The organism is Mangrovibacter phragmitis (assembly GCF_040429585.1).
In the GTDB taxonomy this organism is placed as follows: domain Bacteria; phylum Pseudomonadota; class Gammaproteobacteria; order Enterobacterales; family Enterobacteriaceae; genus Mangrovibacter; species Mangrovibacter phragmitis.
In genome coordinates, this window is the sequence record NZ_CP134782.1 from 3,882,455 (window position 1) to 3,897,513 (window position 15,059).

A 15,059-nucleotide genomic window follows, 5' to 3' on the forward strand; every position below is an offset into this window, starting at 1 on the left:
TGAGGTTCGTTTATGTCTCATCGCCGCCTTAAAACGAAAGGAGAACTCTCCTTTTCTAACCCTGCGGTGCGTGCCTGGCTGTACCAGATTATCGCAATTGTTCTGGTAGCCACGGCCGCAATTTACCTGATACACAACACCATCACAAACCTTAATAACCGCGGAATCACTTCCGGATTTGCTTTTCTGGACAGAAGCGCCGGGTTCGGTATTGTCCAGCATCTTATTGATTATCAAGAGGGGGATACATACGGCAGAGTCTTTGTCGTTGGGTTGCTCAACACACTGCTGGTTTCCGCACTGTGTATCATTTTTGCTTCTTTTCTGGGTTTTTTCCTTGGCCTTGCCCGCCTTTCAGATAACTGGTTGTTACGGAAGATCTCGACGATATATATCGAAACCTTCCGTAATATTCCGCCTTTGCTACAAATTTTCTTCTGGTACTTTGCGGTATTACGTAATTTACCGGGTCCTCGCCAGGCACTTGATCTGTTTGATCTGGTATTCCTTAGCAACCGTGGCCTTTACCTGCCTTCCCCAATTATTGGAGAGGGCCTTATCGCCACAGGGCTGGCTATACTGGTTGCGCTGATTGTCAGCTATGGGCTGTACCGGTTCAATCGCACACGCCAAATCAAAACAGGGCAACTTCGCCGCACCTGGCCTGTAGCCCTCGTTCTGATAGTATTTTTACCTTTATTAACTCATTTGATCTTTGGTGCAGCAATTCACTGGGATATTCCTGCATTGCGGGGATTCAATTTCCGCGGAGGGATGGTTTTAATCCCTGAACTGGCCGCACTTACTCTGGCTTTATCCGTCTATACATCGGCATTTATTGCGGAAATAATTCGCTCGGGTATCCAGTCGGTTCCGTTTGGACAGCATGAAGCAGCGCGTAGCCTTGGGTTACCCAACCCAATAACCCTGCGCCAGGTCATTATTCCTCAGGCGCTGCGTGTCATTATCCCTCCACTGACCAGCCAGTATCTGAATATAGTGAAGAACTCCTCACTGGCAGCTGCGATTGGTTATCCGGACATGGTATCGCTTTTTGCCGGAACCGTACTTAACCAGACGGGACAAGCTATAGAAACTATTGCCATCACAATGTCGGTCTATTTGATCATCAGTCTGAGTATTTCGTTGTTGATGAATATTTATAACCGCCGCATTGCTCTGGTGGAACGTTAAGGACGCATGATGAGTAAAGCTATTTTATCAAAAGACTCTCGTCCTGATGCTTCCTGGTCCGGACGTACACTACTATGGATGCGTAAGAATCTGTTTTCATCCTGGAGTAATAGCCTGCTGACTATTATCTGCCTGTGGTTAATGTGGCAGTTAATTCCACCATTGCTCAACTGGGCTATTTTTCATGCTAACTGGGCAGGTTCAACACGTAGTGACTGTACTAAAGAAGGTGCCTGTTGGGTGTTTATCCATGCCCGTTTCGGGCAGTTTATGTATGGGCTCTATCCGCATGAACAGCGCTGGCGTATTAATACGGCACTGATTATTGGCCTGTTGAGTATTCTTCCGATGTTCTGGAAGAACATGCCGCAGCGGGGCCGCTACATCACCGGATGGGTAATTGTTTATCCAGTCGTTGTGTGGTGGTTAATGTATGGTGGCTTCTTCGGGCTAAACCGCATTGAAACACGCCAGTGGGGTGGTCTGACACTGACTTTGATTATTGCGTCTATTGGTATTGCCGGTGCTCTCCCTCTGGGGATTCTTCTGGCATTGGGACGCCGTTCGCGTATGCCTGTAGTCAGAATTCTGTCTGTTATTTTTATCGAATTCTGGCGTGGCGTACCACTCATCACTGTTCTGTTTATGTCTTCAGTAATGCTGCCGCTCTTTATGTCAGAAGGGACAACGATAGATAAACTAATCAGGGCGTTGGTCGGTGTGGTTCTTTTCCAGTCATCCTATGTTGCAGAAGTAGTCAGGGGCGGTTTACAAGCTTTGCCAAAAGGACAATACGAAGCTGCGGAATCCCTGGCTCTGGGATACTGGAAAACCCACATTTTAGTCATTCTTCCACAAGCCTTAAAACTGGTGATCCCAGGGCTGGTCAACACGATCATTGCATTATTCAAAGACACCAGCCTGGTCATCATTATAGGCCTGTTCGATTTGTTCAGTAGCGTTCAGCAGGCCACCGTTGACCCGGCATGGCTTGGGATGTCAACCGAAGGCTATGTCTTCGCCGCAATGGTCTACTGGATCTTCTGTTTCAGCATGTCGCGCTATAGCCAGTATCTGGAAAAGCGCTTCCATACCGGGCGCACACCGCACTAAGGAAAATCATGAGTCAAAATACTATTCTACCTGCCGACGCGATGATTACGCTGGAAGATGTTAACAAGTGGTACGGGCAGTTTCATGTTTTGAAAGATATTAACCTTAATGTCCAGCAAGGCGAGCGTATTGTTCTGTGTGGTCCTTCAGGCTCAGGAAAATCAACAACGATTCGTTGTATAAATCACCTGGAAGAACATCAGCAAGGGCGCATTGTTGTTGATGGCATTGAGCTCAATGATGACATCCGCAATATTGAGCGGGTCCGTAACGAAGTTGGAATGGTATTCCAGCACTTCAACTTATTCCCGCATCTTACCGTCTTGCAGAACTGCACTCTCGCTCCGATTTGGGTGAAAAAAATGCCCAAACGTGAAGCAGAAGCGTTGGCCATGCATTACCTCGAACGTGTGCGTATTGCTGAACATGCTAATAAATTCCCCGGCCAAATATCCGGAGGCCAGCAACAGCGTGTAGCTATTGCCCGGTCCTTATGTATGAAGCCTAAAATAATGCTGTTTGATGAGCCAACCTCAGCACTGGATCCTGAAATGGTTAAAGAGGTGCTGGATACCATGATTGGCCTGGCTGAAGATGGAATGACAATGCTCTGTGTGACCCATGAAATGGGGTTTGCCCGTACAGTTGCTAATCGCGTTATTTTCATGGACAGAGGCGAAATTGTAGAAGAAGCACCACCTGAGGAATTCTTCTCTAACCCGCGTTCCGATCGTACCCGGGCCTTCCTTTCCCAGGTTATTCATTAAAATATCCGTATTGCGTTTGCTGATGCCCTGTCCTGTGACAGGGCATTTTTTACTCGGTTAAATGGGTAAGAAAAATTGGCAACAATAATAAGCACCAGCGGTTCTGGCGGAAACAGCGACGGTCTGCGGATGTGCCGCCTCGGTCGGCTCGACCCGGTGGTGTGCAGGCAAAAAACCCGGCACTGCAGCGGAATAACCTGACGGGAACTGTTCCCGGGCGTGAAACTGTGGCTGAACAGCTGAACGGCCTGAAATACAAAAGCAAAAAACCCCCAGCTTTCGCTGAGGGTTCTTCTTAATTAAAGCCTGGCAGTTCCCTACTCTCGCATGGGGAGACCCCACACTACCATCGGCGCTACGGCGTTTCACTTCTGAGTTCGGCATGGGGTCAGGTGGGACCACCGCGCTCTTGCCGCCAGGCAGATTCTTTGTGCTCGGTCGTGTCTCTTTTACGTTCTTGCTGCGTTGCTCTCGCCTGCCCGCTCAGTCACATACTTCAGTATGCTCCTTACGCGGTGCGGCTCTGTGCCCTGCCATAACGTAAAATCCATCACGACTTTACTTATCCGTCAACAGGCTGAAAATTTCGTCTCTCTCACACCAAAACATCTTTGGCGTTGTAAGGTTAAGCCTCACGGTTCATTAGTACCGGTTAGCTCAACGCATCGCTGCGCTTACACACCCGGCCTATCAACGTCGTCGTCTTCAACGTTCCTTCAGGACTCTTAAAGAGTCAGGGAGAACTCATCTCGGGGCAAGTTTCGTGCTTAGATGCTTTCAGCACTTATCTCTTCCGCATGTAGCTACCGGGCAGTGCCATTGGCATGACAACCCGAACACCAGTGATGCGTCCACTCCGGTCCTCTCGTACTAGGAGCAGCCCCCCTCAATTCTCCAGCGCCCACGGCAGATAGGGACCGAACTGTCTCACGACGTTCTAAACCCAGCTCGCGTACCACTTTAAATGGCGAACAGCCATACCCTTGGGACCTACTTCAGCCCCAGGATGTGATGAGCCGACATCGAGGTGCCAAACACCGCCGTCGATATGAACTCTTGGGCGGTATCAGCCTGTTATCCCCGGAGTACCTTTTATCCGTTGAGCGATGGCCCTTCCATTCAGAACCACCGGATCACTATGACCTGCTTTCGCACCTGCTCGCGCCGTCACGCTCGCAGTCAAGCTGGCTTATGCCATTGCACTAACCTCCTGATGTCCGACCAGGATTAGCCAACCTTCGTGCTCCTCCGTTACACTTTAGGAGGAGACCGCCCCAGTCAAACTACCCACCAGACACTGTCCCCACGCCAGATTATGGCGCCAGGTTAGAACATCAAACATTAAAGGGTGGTATTTCAAGGTTGGCTCCATGCAGACTGGCGTCCACACTTCAAAGCCTCCCACCTATCCTACACATCAAGGCTCAATGTTCAGTGTCAAGCTATAGTAAAGGTTCACGGGGTCTTTCCGTCTTGCCGCGGGTACACCGCATCTTCACGGCGAGTTCAATTTCACTGAGTCCCGGGTGGAGACAGCCTGGCCATCATTACGCCATTCGTGCAGGTCGGAACTTACCCGACAAGGAATTTCGCTACCTTAGGACCGTTATAGTTACGGCCGCCGTTTACCGGGGCTTCGATCAGGAGCTTCGCTTGCGCTGACCCCATCAATTAACCTTCCGGCACCGGGCAGGCGTCACACCGTATACGTCCACTTTCGTGTTTGCACAGTGCTGTGTTTTTAATAAACAGTTGCAGCCAGCTGGTATCTTCGACTGACTTCAGCTCCATCCGCGGGGGACTTCACCTACATGTCAGCGTGCCTTCTCCCGAAGTTACGGCACCATTTTGCCTAGTTCCTTCACCCGAGTTCTCTCAAGCGCCTTGGTATTCTCTACCTGACCACCTGTGTCGGTTTGGGGTACGATTTCGTGTTACCTGGAGCTTAGAGGCTTTTCCTGGAAGCAGGGCATCTGTCACTTCAGCACCGTAGTGCCTCGTCATCACGCCTCAGTGTTAATGAGCAACCGGATTTGCCTGGTCACTCCACCTTCACGCTTAAACCGGGACAACCGTCGCCCGGATGACACAGCCTTCTCCGTCCCCCCTTCGCAGTAACACCAAGTACAGGAATATTAACCTGTTTCCCATCGACTACGCCTTTCGGCCTCGCCTTAGGGGTCGACTCACCCTGCCCCGATTAACGTTGGACAGGAACCCTTGGTCTTCCGGCGTGCGGGTTTTTCACCCGCATTATCGTTACTTATGTCAGCATTCGCACTTCTGATACCTCCAGCATGCCTCACAGCACACCTTCACCGGCTTACAGAACGCTCCCCTACCCAACAACACTCAGTGTCGCTGCCGCAGCTTCGGTGCATGGTTTAGCCCCGTTACATCTTCCGCGCAGGCCGACTCGACCAGTGAGCTATTACGCTTTCTTTAAATGATGGCTGCTTCTAAGCCAACATCCTGGCTGTCTGGGCCTTCCCACATCGTTTCCCACTTAACCATGACTTTGGGACCTTAGCTGGCGGTCTGGGTTGTTTCCCTCTTCACGACGGACGTTAGCACCCGCCGTGTGTCTCCCGTGATAACATTCTCCGGTATTCGTAGTTTGCATCGGGTTGGTAAGCCGGGATGGCCCCCTAGCCGAAACAGTGCTCTACCCCCGGAGATGAATTCACGAGGCGCTACCTAAATAGCTTTCGGGGAGAACCAGCTATCTCCCGGTTTGATTGGCCTTTCACCCCCAGCCACAGGTCATCCGCTAATTTTTCAACATTAGTCGGTTCGGTCCTCCAGTTAGTGTTACCCAACCTTCAACCTGCCCATGGCTAGATCACCGGGTTTCGGGTCTATACCCTGCAACTGGACGCCCGGTTAAGACTCGGTTTCCCTGCGGCTCCCCTATACGGTTAACCTTGCTACAGAATATAAGTCGCTGACCCATTATACAAAAGGTACGCAGTCACCCCACCCCAAAACGCTCCACTGCCTGATTTTTTAAGTTGAACGTCGCTTACGCTCCGTTAACCGTCAGTCGCGCTGTCGTTACGCATTTTGCGCACCACGCAAAGCGAAACGCTTTGGTGGTGGGGCTCCCACTGCTTGTACGTACACGGTTTCAGGTTCTTTTTCACTCCCCTCGCCGGGGTTCTTTTCGCCTTTCCCTCACGGTACTGGTTCACTATCGGTCAGTCAGGAGTATTTAGCCTTGGAGGATGGTCCCCCCATATTCAGACAGGATACCACGTGTCCCGCCCTACTCATCGAGCTCACAACAGGTGCGCTTTCGTGTACGGGGCTTTCACCCTGTATCGCCGGCCATTCCGGACCGTTCCACTAACACACCTGCTGATTCAGACTCTGGGCTCTTCCCCGTTCGCTCGCCGCTACTTGGGGAATCTCGGTTGATTTCTTTTCCTCGGGGTACTTAGATGTTTCAGTTCTCCCGGTTCGCCTCATTAACCTATGGATTCAGTTAATGATAGTGTGACGAGTCACACTGGGTTTCCCCATTCGGACATCGCCGGTTATAACGGTTCATATCACCTCACCGGCGCTTTTCGCAGATTAGCACGTCCTTCATCGCCTCTGACTGCCAGGGCATCCACCGTGTACGCTTAGTCGCTTAACCTCACAACCCGAAGATGTCTTCGTGCTGTAAGTTTTGAGAGACTCACGAACAACTTGCGTTGTTCTGTGTTTCAATTTTCAGCTTGTTCCGGATTTTTAAAGAGCAAATATCTCAAACGTGATTCACTGCTGAATCAGTTTTGAGATACTGAGGTCGGCGACTTTCACTCACAAACCAGCAAGTGGCGTCCCCTGGGAGGTCTGACCTCATCAGTTAACGCCTGGCGTCCCCTAGGGGATTCGAACCCCTGTTACCGCCGTGAAAGGGCGGTGTCCTGGGCCTCTAGACGAAGGGGACACTGAAGTCTGCTTCGCAAGACGCCTTGCTTCTTTACTTTCATCAGACAATCTGTGTGAGCACTGCAAAAGACCGTATCTCTAAGGTAAGGAGGTGATCCAACCGCAGGTTCCCCTACGGTTACCTTGTTACGACTTCACCCCAGTCATGAATCACAAAGTGGTAAGCGCCCTCCCGAAGGTTAAGCTACCTACTTCTTTTGCAACCCACTCCCATGGTGTGACGGGCGGTGTGTACAAGGCCCGGGAACGTATTCACCGCGGCATTCTGATCCGCGATTACTAGCGATTCCGACTTCATGGAGTCGAGTTGCAGACTCCAATCCGGACTACGACGCACTTTATGAGGTCCGCTTACTCTCGCAAGTTCGCTTCTCTTTGTATGCGCCATTGTAGCACGTGTGTAGCCCTGGTCGTAAGGGCCATGATGACTTGACGTCATCCCCACCTTCCTCCAGTTTATCACTGGCAGTCTCCTTTGAGTTCCCGGCCTAACCGCTGGCAACAAAGGATAAGGGTTGCGCTCGTTGCGGGACTTAACCCAACATTTCACAACACGAGCTGACGACAGCCATGCAGCACCTGTCTCAGAGCTCCCGAAGGCACTCCCGCATCTCTGCAGGATTCTCTGGATGTCAAGACCAGGTAAGGTTCTTCGCGTTGCATCGAATTAAACCACATGCTCCACCGCTTGTGCGGGCCCCCGTCAATTCATTTGAGTTTTAACCTTGCGGCCGTACTCCCCAGGCGGTCGACTTAACGCGTTAGCTCCGGAAGCCACGCCTCAAGGGCACAGCCTCCAAGTCGACATCGTTTACGGCGTGGACTACCAGGGTATCTAATCCTGTTTGCTCCCCACGCTTTCGCACCTGAGCGTCAGTCTTCGTCCAGGAGGCCGCCTTCGCCACCGGTATTCCTCCAGATCTCTACGCATTTCACCGCTACACCTGGAATTCTACCTCCCTCTACGAGACTCCAGCCTGCCAGTTTCGAATGCAGTTCCCAGGTTGAGCCCGGGGATTTCACATCCGACTTGACAGACCGCCTGCGTGCGCTTTACGCCCAGTAATTCCGATTAACGCTTGCACCCTCCGTATTACCGCGGCTGCTGGCACGGAGTTAGCCGGTGCTTCTTCTGTCAGTAACGTCAATTGATGAGCGTATTAAGCTCACCACCTTCCTCCTGACTGAAAGTACTTTACAACCCGAAGGCCTTCTTCATACACGCGGCATGGCTGCATCAGGCTTGCGCCCATTGTGCAATATTCCCCACTGCTGCCTCCCGTAGGAGTCTGGACCGTGTCTCAGTTCCAGTGTGGCTGGTCATCCTCTCAGACCAGCTAGGGATCGTCGCCTTGGTGAGCCGTTACCTCACCAACAAGCTAATCCCATCTGGGCACATCTGATGGCAAGAGGCCCGAAGGTCCCCCTCTTTGGTCTTGCGACGTTATGCGGTATTAGCCACCGTTTCCAGTAGTTATCCCCCTCCATCAGGCAGTTTCCCAGACATTACTCACCCGTCCGCCGCTCGCCGGCAAAGAAGCAAGCTTCTTCCCGCTGCCGCTCGACTTGCATGTGTTAGGCCTGCCGCCAGCGTTCAATCTGAGCCATGATCAAACTCTTCAATTTAAAGTTTGATGCTCAAAGAATTAAACTGTTTATTCGTAATGAATTAACTGTTAGTCACTCTTTAAGACTTGATAATTTTTAGCGTCTTGCGACGTTAAGATATCAGTGCTTATGAGTGCCCACACAGATTGTCTGATAAATTGTTAAAGAGCAGTGCGACCCGGCATTCTGCCTGCTGTCGCGAGGTGGCGTATATTACGCTTTCCTCTTTCAGAGTCAACCCAATTTTTCAGGATTTTTTCTCTTTATCTTCCCGGCTTACTGCACTCAGTGAAGCGTGCCGCCGTGTCGATGGAGGCGCATTATAGGGATCCCATTCAGATGCACAAGCCTTTTTTCGATCTTTTTTGCTAAGTGTGGTTTTTTCAACCTTTTTGCTGAATTCATGCACTTCAACGTTTGTTTTATGTACATTTCACCTTGAATTTCCCTGTCTGATAGTCAAAGTTAACCTTTCAGACTCTTAAATTGAGGTAGCTATGCCCCAGGTTTTCCGTCAATACCAGAATTTATATCCTTCAGCCGGACGCCAGGTCATGGTTGATCCCTCCAGTGTACTCATTGGTGATGTAAGACTGGGAGATGATGTCAGCATCTGGCCTCTTGTCGCTATTCGCGGCGATGTTAATTACGTTGCTATCGGTGACAGGACAAATGTCCAGGACGGAAGTGTCTTACATGTCACGCATAAATCACCTTCACACCCTGAAGGCTACCCGTTAATCATTGGGCAAGACGTAACTATTGGTCACAAGGCAATGCTTCACGGATGTAAAATAGGTGACAGAGTATTAGTCGGTATGGGTTCCATCCTGCTTGATGGTGCTGAAATTGGTAATGATGTCATGATTGGTGCTGGTAGCCTGGTGCCACCCGGGAAAAAACTGGCAAGCGGATTTTTATATATTGGAAGCCCTGTTAAACAAGTGCGCCCACTATCTGCAGACGAAATCCAAGGCCTGAAATACTCTGCAGATAACTATGTAAAATGGAAAGCAGAGTACCTGGCTCAGGATAACCAGTACCAACCTTGAGCATCTTCCTGTTGCGCATTGATCAATACTTCAGCCTCTTCCTCCAGATCCCAGCGATGGGATCTGAATAGATTCAGGTATTCTTCAGCAGTATGCTCACCAAACCGTTGTGCTAAAACCAGCTTGCTGATAGCGCAAAAGACCTGCATACCACCCACCAGCGCAGGAAAAACAACAGCCTGGTACTCAATATGCCATTCCTCTCTGTCCGGAAACTGAATCGACTGGTTCATGCACTCAATACTCGTTTTAGCTTTTCAATCACTGGGGTTGTTTCTGGCAAAACGCCATGCCAAAGCATAAATGAGTGAGCGGCCTGGCTAACCAGCATCCCCAACCCATCAGCAAATTTCTGAACATGGTGCTGCATTGCCCACATTAAAAAAGGCGTAGGCCCGGCCTGATAAAACATGTCATAACAACTGATATTATGATGCAGTAATGAAGCCGGGATCGGAGGGACGTCGCCGTTAATACCGCTGGACGTTGCATTGATAATAAGGTCAAAAACTTTTCCATCAAGCGCAGAATACTCACAGGCACTCACATTTCCGAAAGCAGAAAAATGCGCGGCCAGCGTCTGAGCTTTATCAAAAGTCCGGTTGGCAATTACAATATCGCAGGTTTGTGCTAACAAGGGCAGAATGACACCTCTGGATGCGCCGCCTGCCCCCAGCAACAGAATACGTGCCCCGTAAGGTAAAAACCCCAACCGCTGTAAGTCACTGACAAGCCCAACACCATCCGTGTTATCACCCAGCACCTGCCCATCGTCCAACAATTTTAACGTATTAACTGCCCCAGCCAATGTTGCTCTTTGCGTTAGCGTGTCAGCAAACTCAAACGCCTGTTCTTTAAACGGTACCGTAACATTCGCGCCCTTGCCCCCGTTCGAAAAAAAAGCCCCAATAGATTCTTTGAAACCATCAACGGGAGCCAGAACAGACCCATAATGGTGAAAAATCCCCGTTTCTTCTGAGAACCACGCATGTATTTGAGGGGATTTGCTATGCGCAATAGGGTTACCAAAGACAGCGAATGTTTCCATGATTATCCTTGCCGAAAGAGTTTGCCGGTTAAAGCGTCTCTGATCTCTGATGGATTTTTCCTTCCCCCTGTTAAGCCATCAACCACAGGAAAGGCATCACCAAATTGAGCGCGAACTTCTTCAGTGGTTCGGCACGGTGGTAAACCACTTAAATTAGCACTTGTCGAAACTAACGGTTTACCGAAAGCGAGACATAAATCAACTACCAGTGGATGATTAGTGACACGCACAGCTAATGAATCAAAACGCCCTGTTAACCATACTGGTGTATCTGGTTTCGCAGGAAAGACAAAAGTGACAGGGCCTGGCCAGCACGCAAATACACTTTGGAGCTGTTCAGGGCTCAGAGAAGATTCATCAATATAAGGGCGTAATTGTTCAAAATTTGCAGCGATAAGAATCAACCCCTTATCAATAGGACGTTGCTTCAACGCCAATAAGCGCATTACTGCAGTTTCACTATCAGGATCACACCCCACACCAAATACAGCTTCGGTGGGATAGGCGATGACATTTTCTTCTTCTAAAACGTGAACGATGTCGTTCAGCGCATGATTTTGCAGGTTGTTATTCACTTTCTTTATCTACCGTTACCGGCTTTCCACATTGTTTACTGGCACAGAAGCGTTTAACACCTTGCGCCGTTTTCTTCTCAATTAACAAGGGGTAATGGCATTCCTCACACTCCCCTGCAACAGGCGTACAATTTACAGCAAACTGGCACTCGGGGAAGCGGTTACAGGCATGAAATATTTTTCCATAACGAGAACGCCGCTGAACTAAGTGGCCTTGCTTACATTGGGGACAGGAAATAGCCGTATTATCAGGCTTATCGATAAGTTCAGTATGCCCACATTCTGGGTATTGGCTGCAACCAACAAACATACCAAAACGCCCCTGGCGTAACACCAGGACTGACTGGCATTCCGGGCACAATTGCCCTTCAAGCACCTTAACAATATGCCCATCTGATGAGGGCTTTAAAGGACGCAGATAGTCACAATCTGGGTACTGAGAACAACCGAGAAACGGTCCATGCTTCCCGGTACGAATTACTAACCGCGCCCCGCACTTTGGGCAGGGCGACTGTTCAGGCACTGAAAAGAGTGCGTCTTTTGCCATATCGCTCACACTTCACTGAATAATCAGTGAAGCATACCTTCATTTACCTCAAAAAGAAGTTCTTCCATCTGTTGATAAGCGTTCTCACAACCTGGCAGATTGAATAACACCATCAACACAACCCATTTCAGGTCTTCAAGATCAAACTCACTTGTATCCAACGCCATAACACGCTCAATTACCATTTCACGTGTTTCGAGGTTTAGCACCTGTATTTGTTCCAGGAATAGCAAGAACCCCCGGCAACTGGAATCCAGACGCTGGCTTTCTTCATCCGTGAAAATACGCATAGACAGAGGGTCGGACGCCAACTGCATTGGCTCAACTAATCCATCCTGGTAATCAGCCAGTTTTTCCAGCCAGGATAATGCATTGTAGATATCGTCGCGATCAAACCCTACATCAGCTAAATCACGGGTTAATTTATCCTGATCAACCTGAACTTCAGCCTGATTCTGGATATATGTTTCAAACAGATAAATTAGTACGTCGAACATGGCATGCCCTCCTCAATCGGACATAGCCGCCGGGTACAGCTGCGATCCACCCTGCTAACTCCAGCTCAAGTAATTGGACTACGGTCACTGGCACAGGTTGGCCGGCACGTTCAGCGACGACGTCAACAGGTGTTACCTCATCTCCTACGTTAGCCAACAGCTCAGGAAATGGCAATGGAGGGATGGCATGATCCACTGAATTATTTAACTTCAACGCCTGTTTTGCTAATACGCTGACAGTTTCACTGAGCGAATCAATAATATCGCCGGGTTGAGAAACCAGTTGAGCACCCTGCTGAATCAACCAGTGTGGACCCTCACTGCCTGGATTACTTAACGGGCCCGGTAACGCAAACACATCTCGCCCATGTTCAAGCGCACAACGTGCAGTAATCAACGAACCACTTTTCAGCGTCGCCTCAATGACCAAAACCCCGTAACTTAACCCACTAATAATTCTATTGCGCCGCGGAAAATTAGCGGGCTTAGGCGTTGTCCATAAAGGAAACTCAGAGACAATAGCGCCGCCCATTACCTGAATGTCTCTTGCCAGTGACCGATGTCGAGGGGGGTAGACTGTATTTAAACCGTTTCCCAAAACAGCAACAGTTCTCCCGCCTGACTCAAGTGCCGCATTATGTGCCACGCCATCAATACCAATCGCAAGCCCACTGGTAATTGTCAGCTGTTCGGCAAGAGATGCAGCAAATTGACGGCACCAATGCTCCCCATACCAGGAAAGGCTGCGGCTTCCAACTATAGCTAATTGCGGTGTATTCAGTACCGACAAATCACCTTTAACAAATAGCGCAACCGGAAAATCATTAATCGCCTTTAACGGCGCAGGATACATTGCATCCGAGACGGTCAACAGATGATGATGCTCACTATCAAGCCAGTTCAGCGCCTGAGCGATTTGCTGCGAAGTGGGAGAGAAAAACTGTTTTATCTGGGTCTCACTACACCCGATAAAACGCAATGTTGCAGGAGTACAGGAAGGGCTTTCCTGTAACTGACGAAATAGCATATGCGCGATGTCGCCATATATTGACGAAACATTCATTAATCGCAGCCAGATTTCCGTTTCCGACAAACTCATTCCTACAACCTCAGCAATTTCTGTGATTGGCGAGGGATACTGTCAATCGGGCGCGGAAATGTCTAGAATAGGAAGGAAGTATCCGTTTAACTTTTGAACTCAGCTCTGGATAAATATGTCAGTATTGCAGGTTTTACATTTCCCGGACGAGCGGCTTCGCACTATCGCTGAACCGGTCAAAGAGGTTAATGCAGAAATTCAGCGTATCGTCGATGATATGTTCGAGACCATGTACGCAGAAGAAGGCATTGGCCTTGCTGCAACACAAGTAGATATTCATCAGCGTATCATTGTCATTGATGTTTCGGAAAACCGCGATGAACAGTTAGTTCTGATTAACCCTGAACTACTGGAAAAAAGTGGTAATACTGGAATTGAAGAAGGTTGTCTTTCAATTCCTGAGCAGCGGGCTTTGGTTCCTCGTGCTGAAACAGTCAAAGTGCGCGCATTAAACCGTGACGGCCAGTCCTTTGAGCTGGAAACAGATGGTCTGCTTGCCATTTGTATTCAACATGAAATGGATCACCTGGTAGGCAAATTGTTTGTTGATTACCTGTCCCCATTGAAACGCCAACGTATTCGTCAGAAGCTTGAAAAAATGGCAAGACTGAGTGCGCGCGAAGCTTAACCGCACGGAGCTAAAAACCACGTGGCTAATTCTCTTCGTATTATTTTCGCCGGAACACCTGATTTCGCCGCTCGCCATCTGGATGCGCTGATAGCTTCAGAGCATGAAGTGGTTGCTGTTTTTACTCAACCCGATCGCCCTGCCGGGCGAGGGAAAAAACTAATGGCAGGCCCAGTGAAAACACTGGCTCAGGAGCATGAGATCCCTGTGTATCAACCAGACAGCCTGCGACCGCAGGAAAACCAGGCGCTAATTGCTCAGTGTAATGCAGATGTGATGGTCGTGGTTGCTTATGGCCTGCTGCTGCCAGCAGCAGTATTAACCATGCCTCGTTTAGGCTGCATTAATGTACATGGTTCCCTGCTTCCTCGCTGGCGTGGTGCTGCGCCGATTCAGCGCGCATTGTGGGCCGGAGATGAACAAACTGGCGTAACCATCATGCAAATGGACAAAGGCCTTGATACCGGCGATATGCTGCATAAGATAGCCTGTCCCGTTACCCCCGAAGACACCAGCGCTACTCTGTATGACAAGTTGGCTGCCATTGGCCCTCATGGTCTGTTATATACGCTTACTCAGTTGGCTGAGTCGGGCATTACACCAGAAAAACAAGATGAGACCCTGGTGACCTATGCTGAAAAACTCAGTAAAGAAGAAGCCAGACTTGACTGGTCATTACCGGCAACCCAGCTTGAGCGCTGCATTCGTGCGTTTAATCCCTGGCCTGTAAGTTTTTTAATGGTTGATGAACAACCAGTAAAAGTCTGGAAGGCATCAGTTATTGACACTCAGGTTAATGAAAATCCCGGGACAGTTGTTGCAGCAAATAAACACGGTATTCAGGTTGCTACACAGCAAGGCATTCTGAACATAGAGATATTGCAGCCCGCCGGCAAAAAACCGATGTCGGCCCAGGATATTCTCAATTCCAGGAAAGAGTGGTTCACCCCAGGAGTTGCGCTTGCCTGATAAGCATCTTATTCACAGCCCGG

Annotated in this window: 12 protein-coding genes, 1 tRNA gene and 3 rRNA genes; 6 read left to right on the plus strand and 10 right to left on the minus strand. The window is 49.6% G+C overall.

Annotated elements, in window-relative coordinates:
• The first annotated feature begins 12 nt into the window (after positions 1-12).
• From MPHASIOC01_RS18835 to MPHASIOC01_RS18845, 3 genes are read left to right on the plus strand one after another with little or no spacing between them, the layout of a single operon-like run.
• Positions 13-1,194 carry an amino acid ABC transporter permease gene (locus MPHASIOC01_RS18835; protein WP_064600712.1) on the plus strand — a complete coding sequence of 394 codons (1,182 nt, stop codon included), beginning with the start codon at positions 13-15 and terminating at the stop codon, positions 1,192-1,194.
• Between the two features lie 9 nt (positions 1,195-1,203).
• Entirely contained in the window at positions 1,204-2,307 is a 1,104-nt protein-coding gene (locus MPHASIOC01_RS18840) for an amino acid ABC transporter permease (RefSeq protein WP_064600714.1), read from the plus strand.
• Between the two features lie 8 nt (positions 2,308-2,315).
• Positions 2,316-3,074 (plus strand): amino acid ABC transporter ATP-binding protein, encoded by a 759-nt coding sequence (locus MPHASIOC01_RS18845; protein ID WP_064600716.1) that lies wholly within the window; start codon positions 2,316-2,318, stop codon positions 3,072-3,074.
• A 304-nt stretch (positions 3,075-3,378) separates the two neighbouring features.
• Here MPHASIOC01_RS18845 and rrf read toward each other — a convergent pair.
• The 4 genes from rrf to MPHASIOC01_RS18865 all read right to left on the minus strand — a co-directional run bounded on the left by rrf (position 3,379) and on the right by MPHASIOC01_RS18865 (position 8,639).
• A 5S ribosomal RNA gene (rrf, locus tag MPHASIOC01_RS18850) occupies positions 3,379-3,494 on the minus strand.
• A gap of 201 nt (positions 3,495-3,695) precedes the next feature.
• Positions 3,696-6,714, minus strand: a 23S ribosomal RNA gene (locus tag MPHASIOC01_RS18855).
• 221 nt (positions 6,715-6,935) lie between these two features.
• Positions 6,936-7,011 (minus strand) — tRNA-Glu (locus tag MPHASIOC01_RS18860).
• 86 nt (positions 7,012-7,097) lie between these two features.
• Positions 7,098-8,639: ribosomal RNA gene (locus MPHASIOC01_RS18865) — 16S ribosomal RNA — on the minus strand.
• The 16S, 23S and 5S rRNA genes sit together here with 1 tRNA gene alongside, the layout of an rRNA operon.
• Before the next feature lie 479 nt (positions 8,640-9,118).
• On the opposite strand from MPHASIOC01_RS18865, the gene MPHASIOC01_RS18870 reads away from it, so the two are divergent.
• Positions 9,119-9,673 carry a gamma carbonic anhydrase family protein gene (locus MPHASIOC01_RS18870; protein WP_064597197.1) on the plus strand — a complete coding sequence of 185 codons (555 nt, stop codon included), beginning with the start codon at positions 9,119-9,121 and terminating at the stop codon, positions 9,671-9,673.
• On the opposite strand, the gene MPHASIOC01_RS18875 is transcribed toward MPHASIOC01_RS18870, so the two are convergent.
• The 6 genes from MPHASIOC01_RS18875 to dprA are packed head-to-tail and all read right to left on the minus strand — an operon-like array spanning position 9,649 to position 13,433.
• Positions 9,649-9,906, minus strand: coding sequence for a DUF1488 domain-containing protein (locus tag MPHASIOC01_RS18875; RefSeq protein WP_064597195.1), 258 nt, complete (start codon positions 9,904-9,906; stop codon positions 9,649-9,651). The genes MPHASIOC01_RS18870 and MPHASIOC01_RS18875 overlap by 25 nt on opposite strands.
• Positions 9,903-10,721, minus strand: coding sequence for a shikimate dehydrogenase (gene aroE / locus MPHASIOC01_RS18880; protein WP_353613070.1), 819 nt, complete (start codon positions 10,719-10,721; stop codon positions 9,903-9,905). Before aroE ends, MPHASIOC01_RS18875 begins: the two co-directional genes overlap by 4 nt.
• Positions 10,722-10,723: 2 nt before the next feature.
• The gene (tsaC, locus tag MPHASIOC01_RS18885) at positions 10,724-11,296 is read right to left on the minus strand and encodes an L-threonylcarbamoyladenylate synthase type 1 TsaC (protein WP_064597191.1); all 573 of its coding nucleotides are present in this window, start codon (positions 11,294-11,296) and stop codon (positions 10,724-10,726) included.
• Complete coding sequence (locus MPHASIOC01_RS18890) at positions 11,289-11,843, minus strand: topoisomerase DNA-binding C4 zinc finger domain-containing protein (protein WP_353613071.1); 555 nt, start codon at positions 11,841-11,843, stop codon at positions 11,289-11,291. Before MPHASIOC01_RS18890 ends, tsaC begins: the two co-directional genes overlap by 8 nt.
• A 23-nt stretch (positions 11,844-11,866) precedes the next feature.
• Positions 11,867-12,340, minus strand: a complete 474-nt coding sequence (smg, locus tag MPHASIOC01_RS18895; protein ID WP_036112740.1) for a DUF494 family protein Smg — start codon at positions 12,338-12,340, stop codon at positions 11,867-11,869.
• Positions 12,312-13,433 carry a DNA-protecting protein DprA gene (dprA, locus tag MPHASIOC01_RS18900; protein WP_353614958.1) on the minus strand — a complete coding sequence of 374 codons (1,122 nt, stop codon included), beginning with the start codon at positions 13,431-13,433 and terminating at the stop codon, positions 12,312-12,314. Before dprA ends, smg begins: the two co-directional genes overlap by 29 nt.
• A 121-nt stretch (positions 13,434-13,554) precedes the next feature.
• On the opposite strand from dprA, the gene def reads away from it, so the two are divergent.
• Both def and fmt read left to right on the plus strand, forming a co-directional pair.
• On the plus strand, positions 13,555-14,067 hold the full coding sequence (def, locus tag MPHASIOC01_RS18905; RefSeq protein WP_064597187.1) for a peptide deformylase: 513 nt from the start codon (positions 13,555-13,557) through the stop codon (positions 14,065-14,067).
• A gap of 21 nt (positions 14,068-14,088) precedes the next feature.
• Positions 14,089-15,036 carry a methionyl-tRNA formyltransferase gene (gene fmt / locus MPHASIOC01_RS18910; RefSeq protein ID WP_353613072.1) on the plus strand — a complete coding sequence of 316 codons (948 nt, stop codon included), beginning with the start codon at positions 14,089-14,091 and terminating at the stop codon, positions 15,034-15,036.
• The last annotated feature ends 23 nt before the right edge of the window (positions 15,037-15,059 follow it).

Coding starts and splice junctions, on each gene's coding strand:
- MPHASIOC01_RS18835 (WP_064600712.1), top strand. CDS start 13: ATGTCTCATCGCCGCCTTAAAACGAAAGGAGAACTCTCCTTTTCTAAC.
- MPHASIOC01_RS18840 (WP_064600714.1), top strand. CDS start 1,204: ATGAGTAAAGCTATTTTATCAAAAGACTCTCGTCCTGATGCTTCCTGG.
- MPHASIOC01_RS18845 (WP_064600716.1), top strand. CDS start 2,316: ATGAGTCAAAATACTATTCTACCTGCCGACGCGATGATTACGCTGGAA.
- MPHASIOC01_RS18870 (WP_064597197.1), top strand. CDS start 9,119: ATGCCCCAGGTTTTCCGTCAATACCAGAATTTATATCCTTCAGCCGGA.
- MPHASIOC01_RS18875 (WP_064597195.1), bottom strand. CDS start 9,906: ATGAACCAGTCGATTCAGTTTCCGGACAGAGAGGAATGGCATATTGAG.
- aroE (WP_353613070.1), bottom strand. CDS start 10,721: ATGGAAACATTCGCTGTCTTTGGTAACCCTATTGCGCATAGCAAATCC.
- MPHASIOC01_RS18890 (WP_353613071.1), bottom strand. CDS start 11,843: ATGGCAAAAGACGCACTCTTTTCAGTGCCTGAACAGTCGCCCTGCCCA.
- smg (WP_036112740.1), bottom strand. CDS start 12,340: ATGTTCGACGTACTAATTTATCTGTTTGAAACATATATCCAGAATCAG.
- def (WP_064597187.1), top strand. CDS start 13,555: ATGTCAGTATTGCAGGTTTTACATTTCCCGGACGAGCGGCTTCGCACT.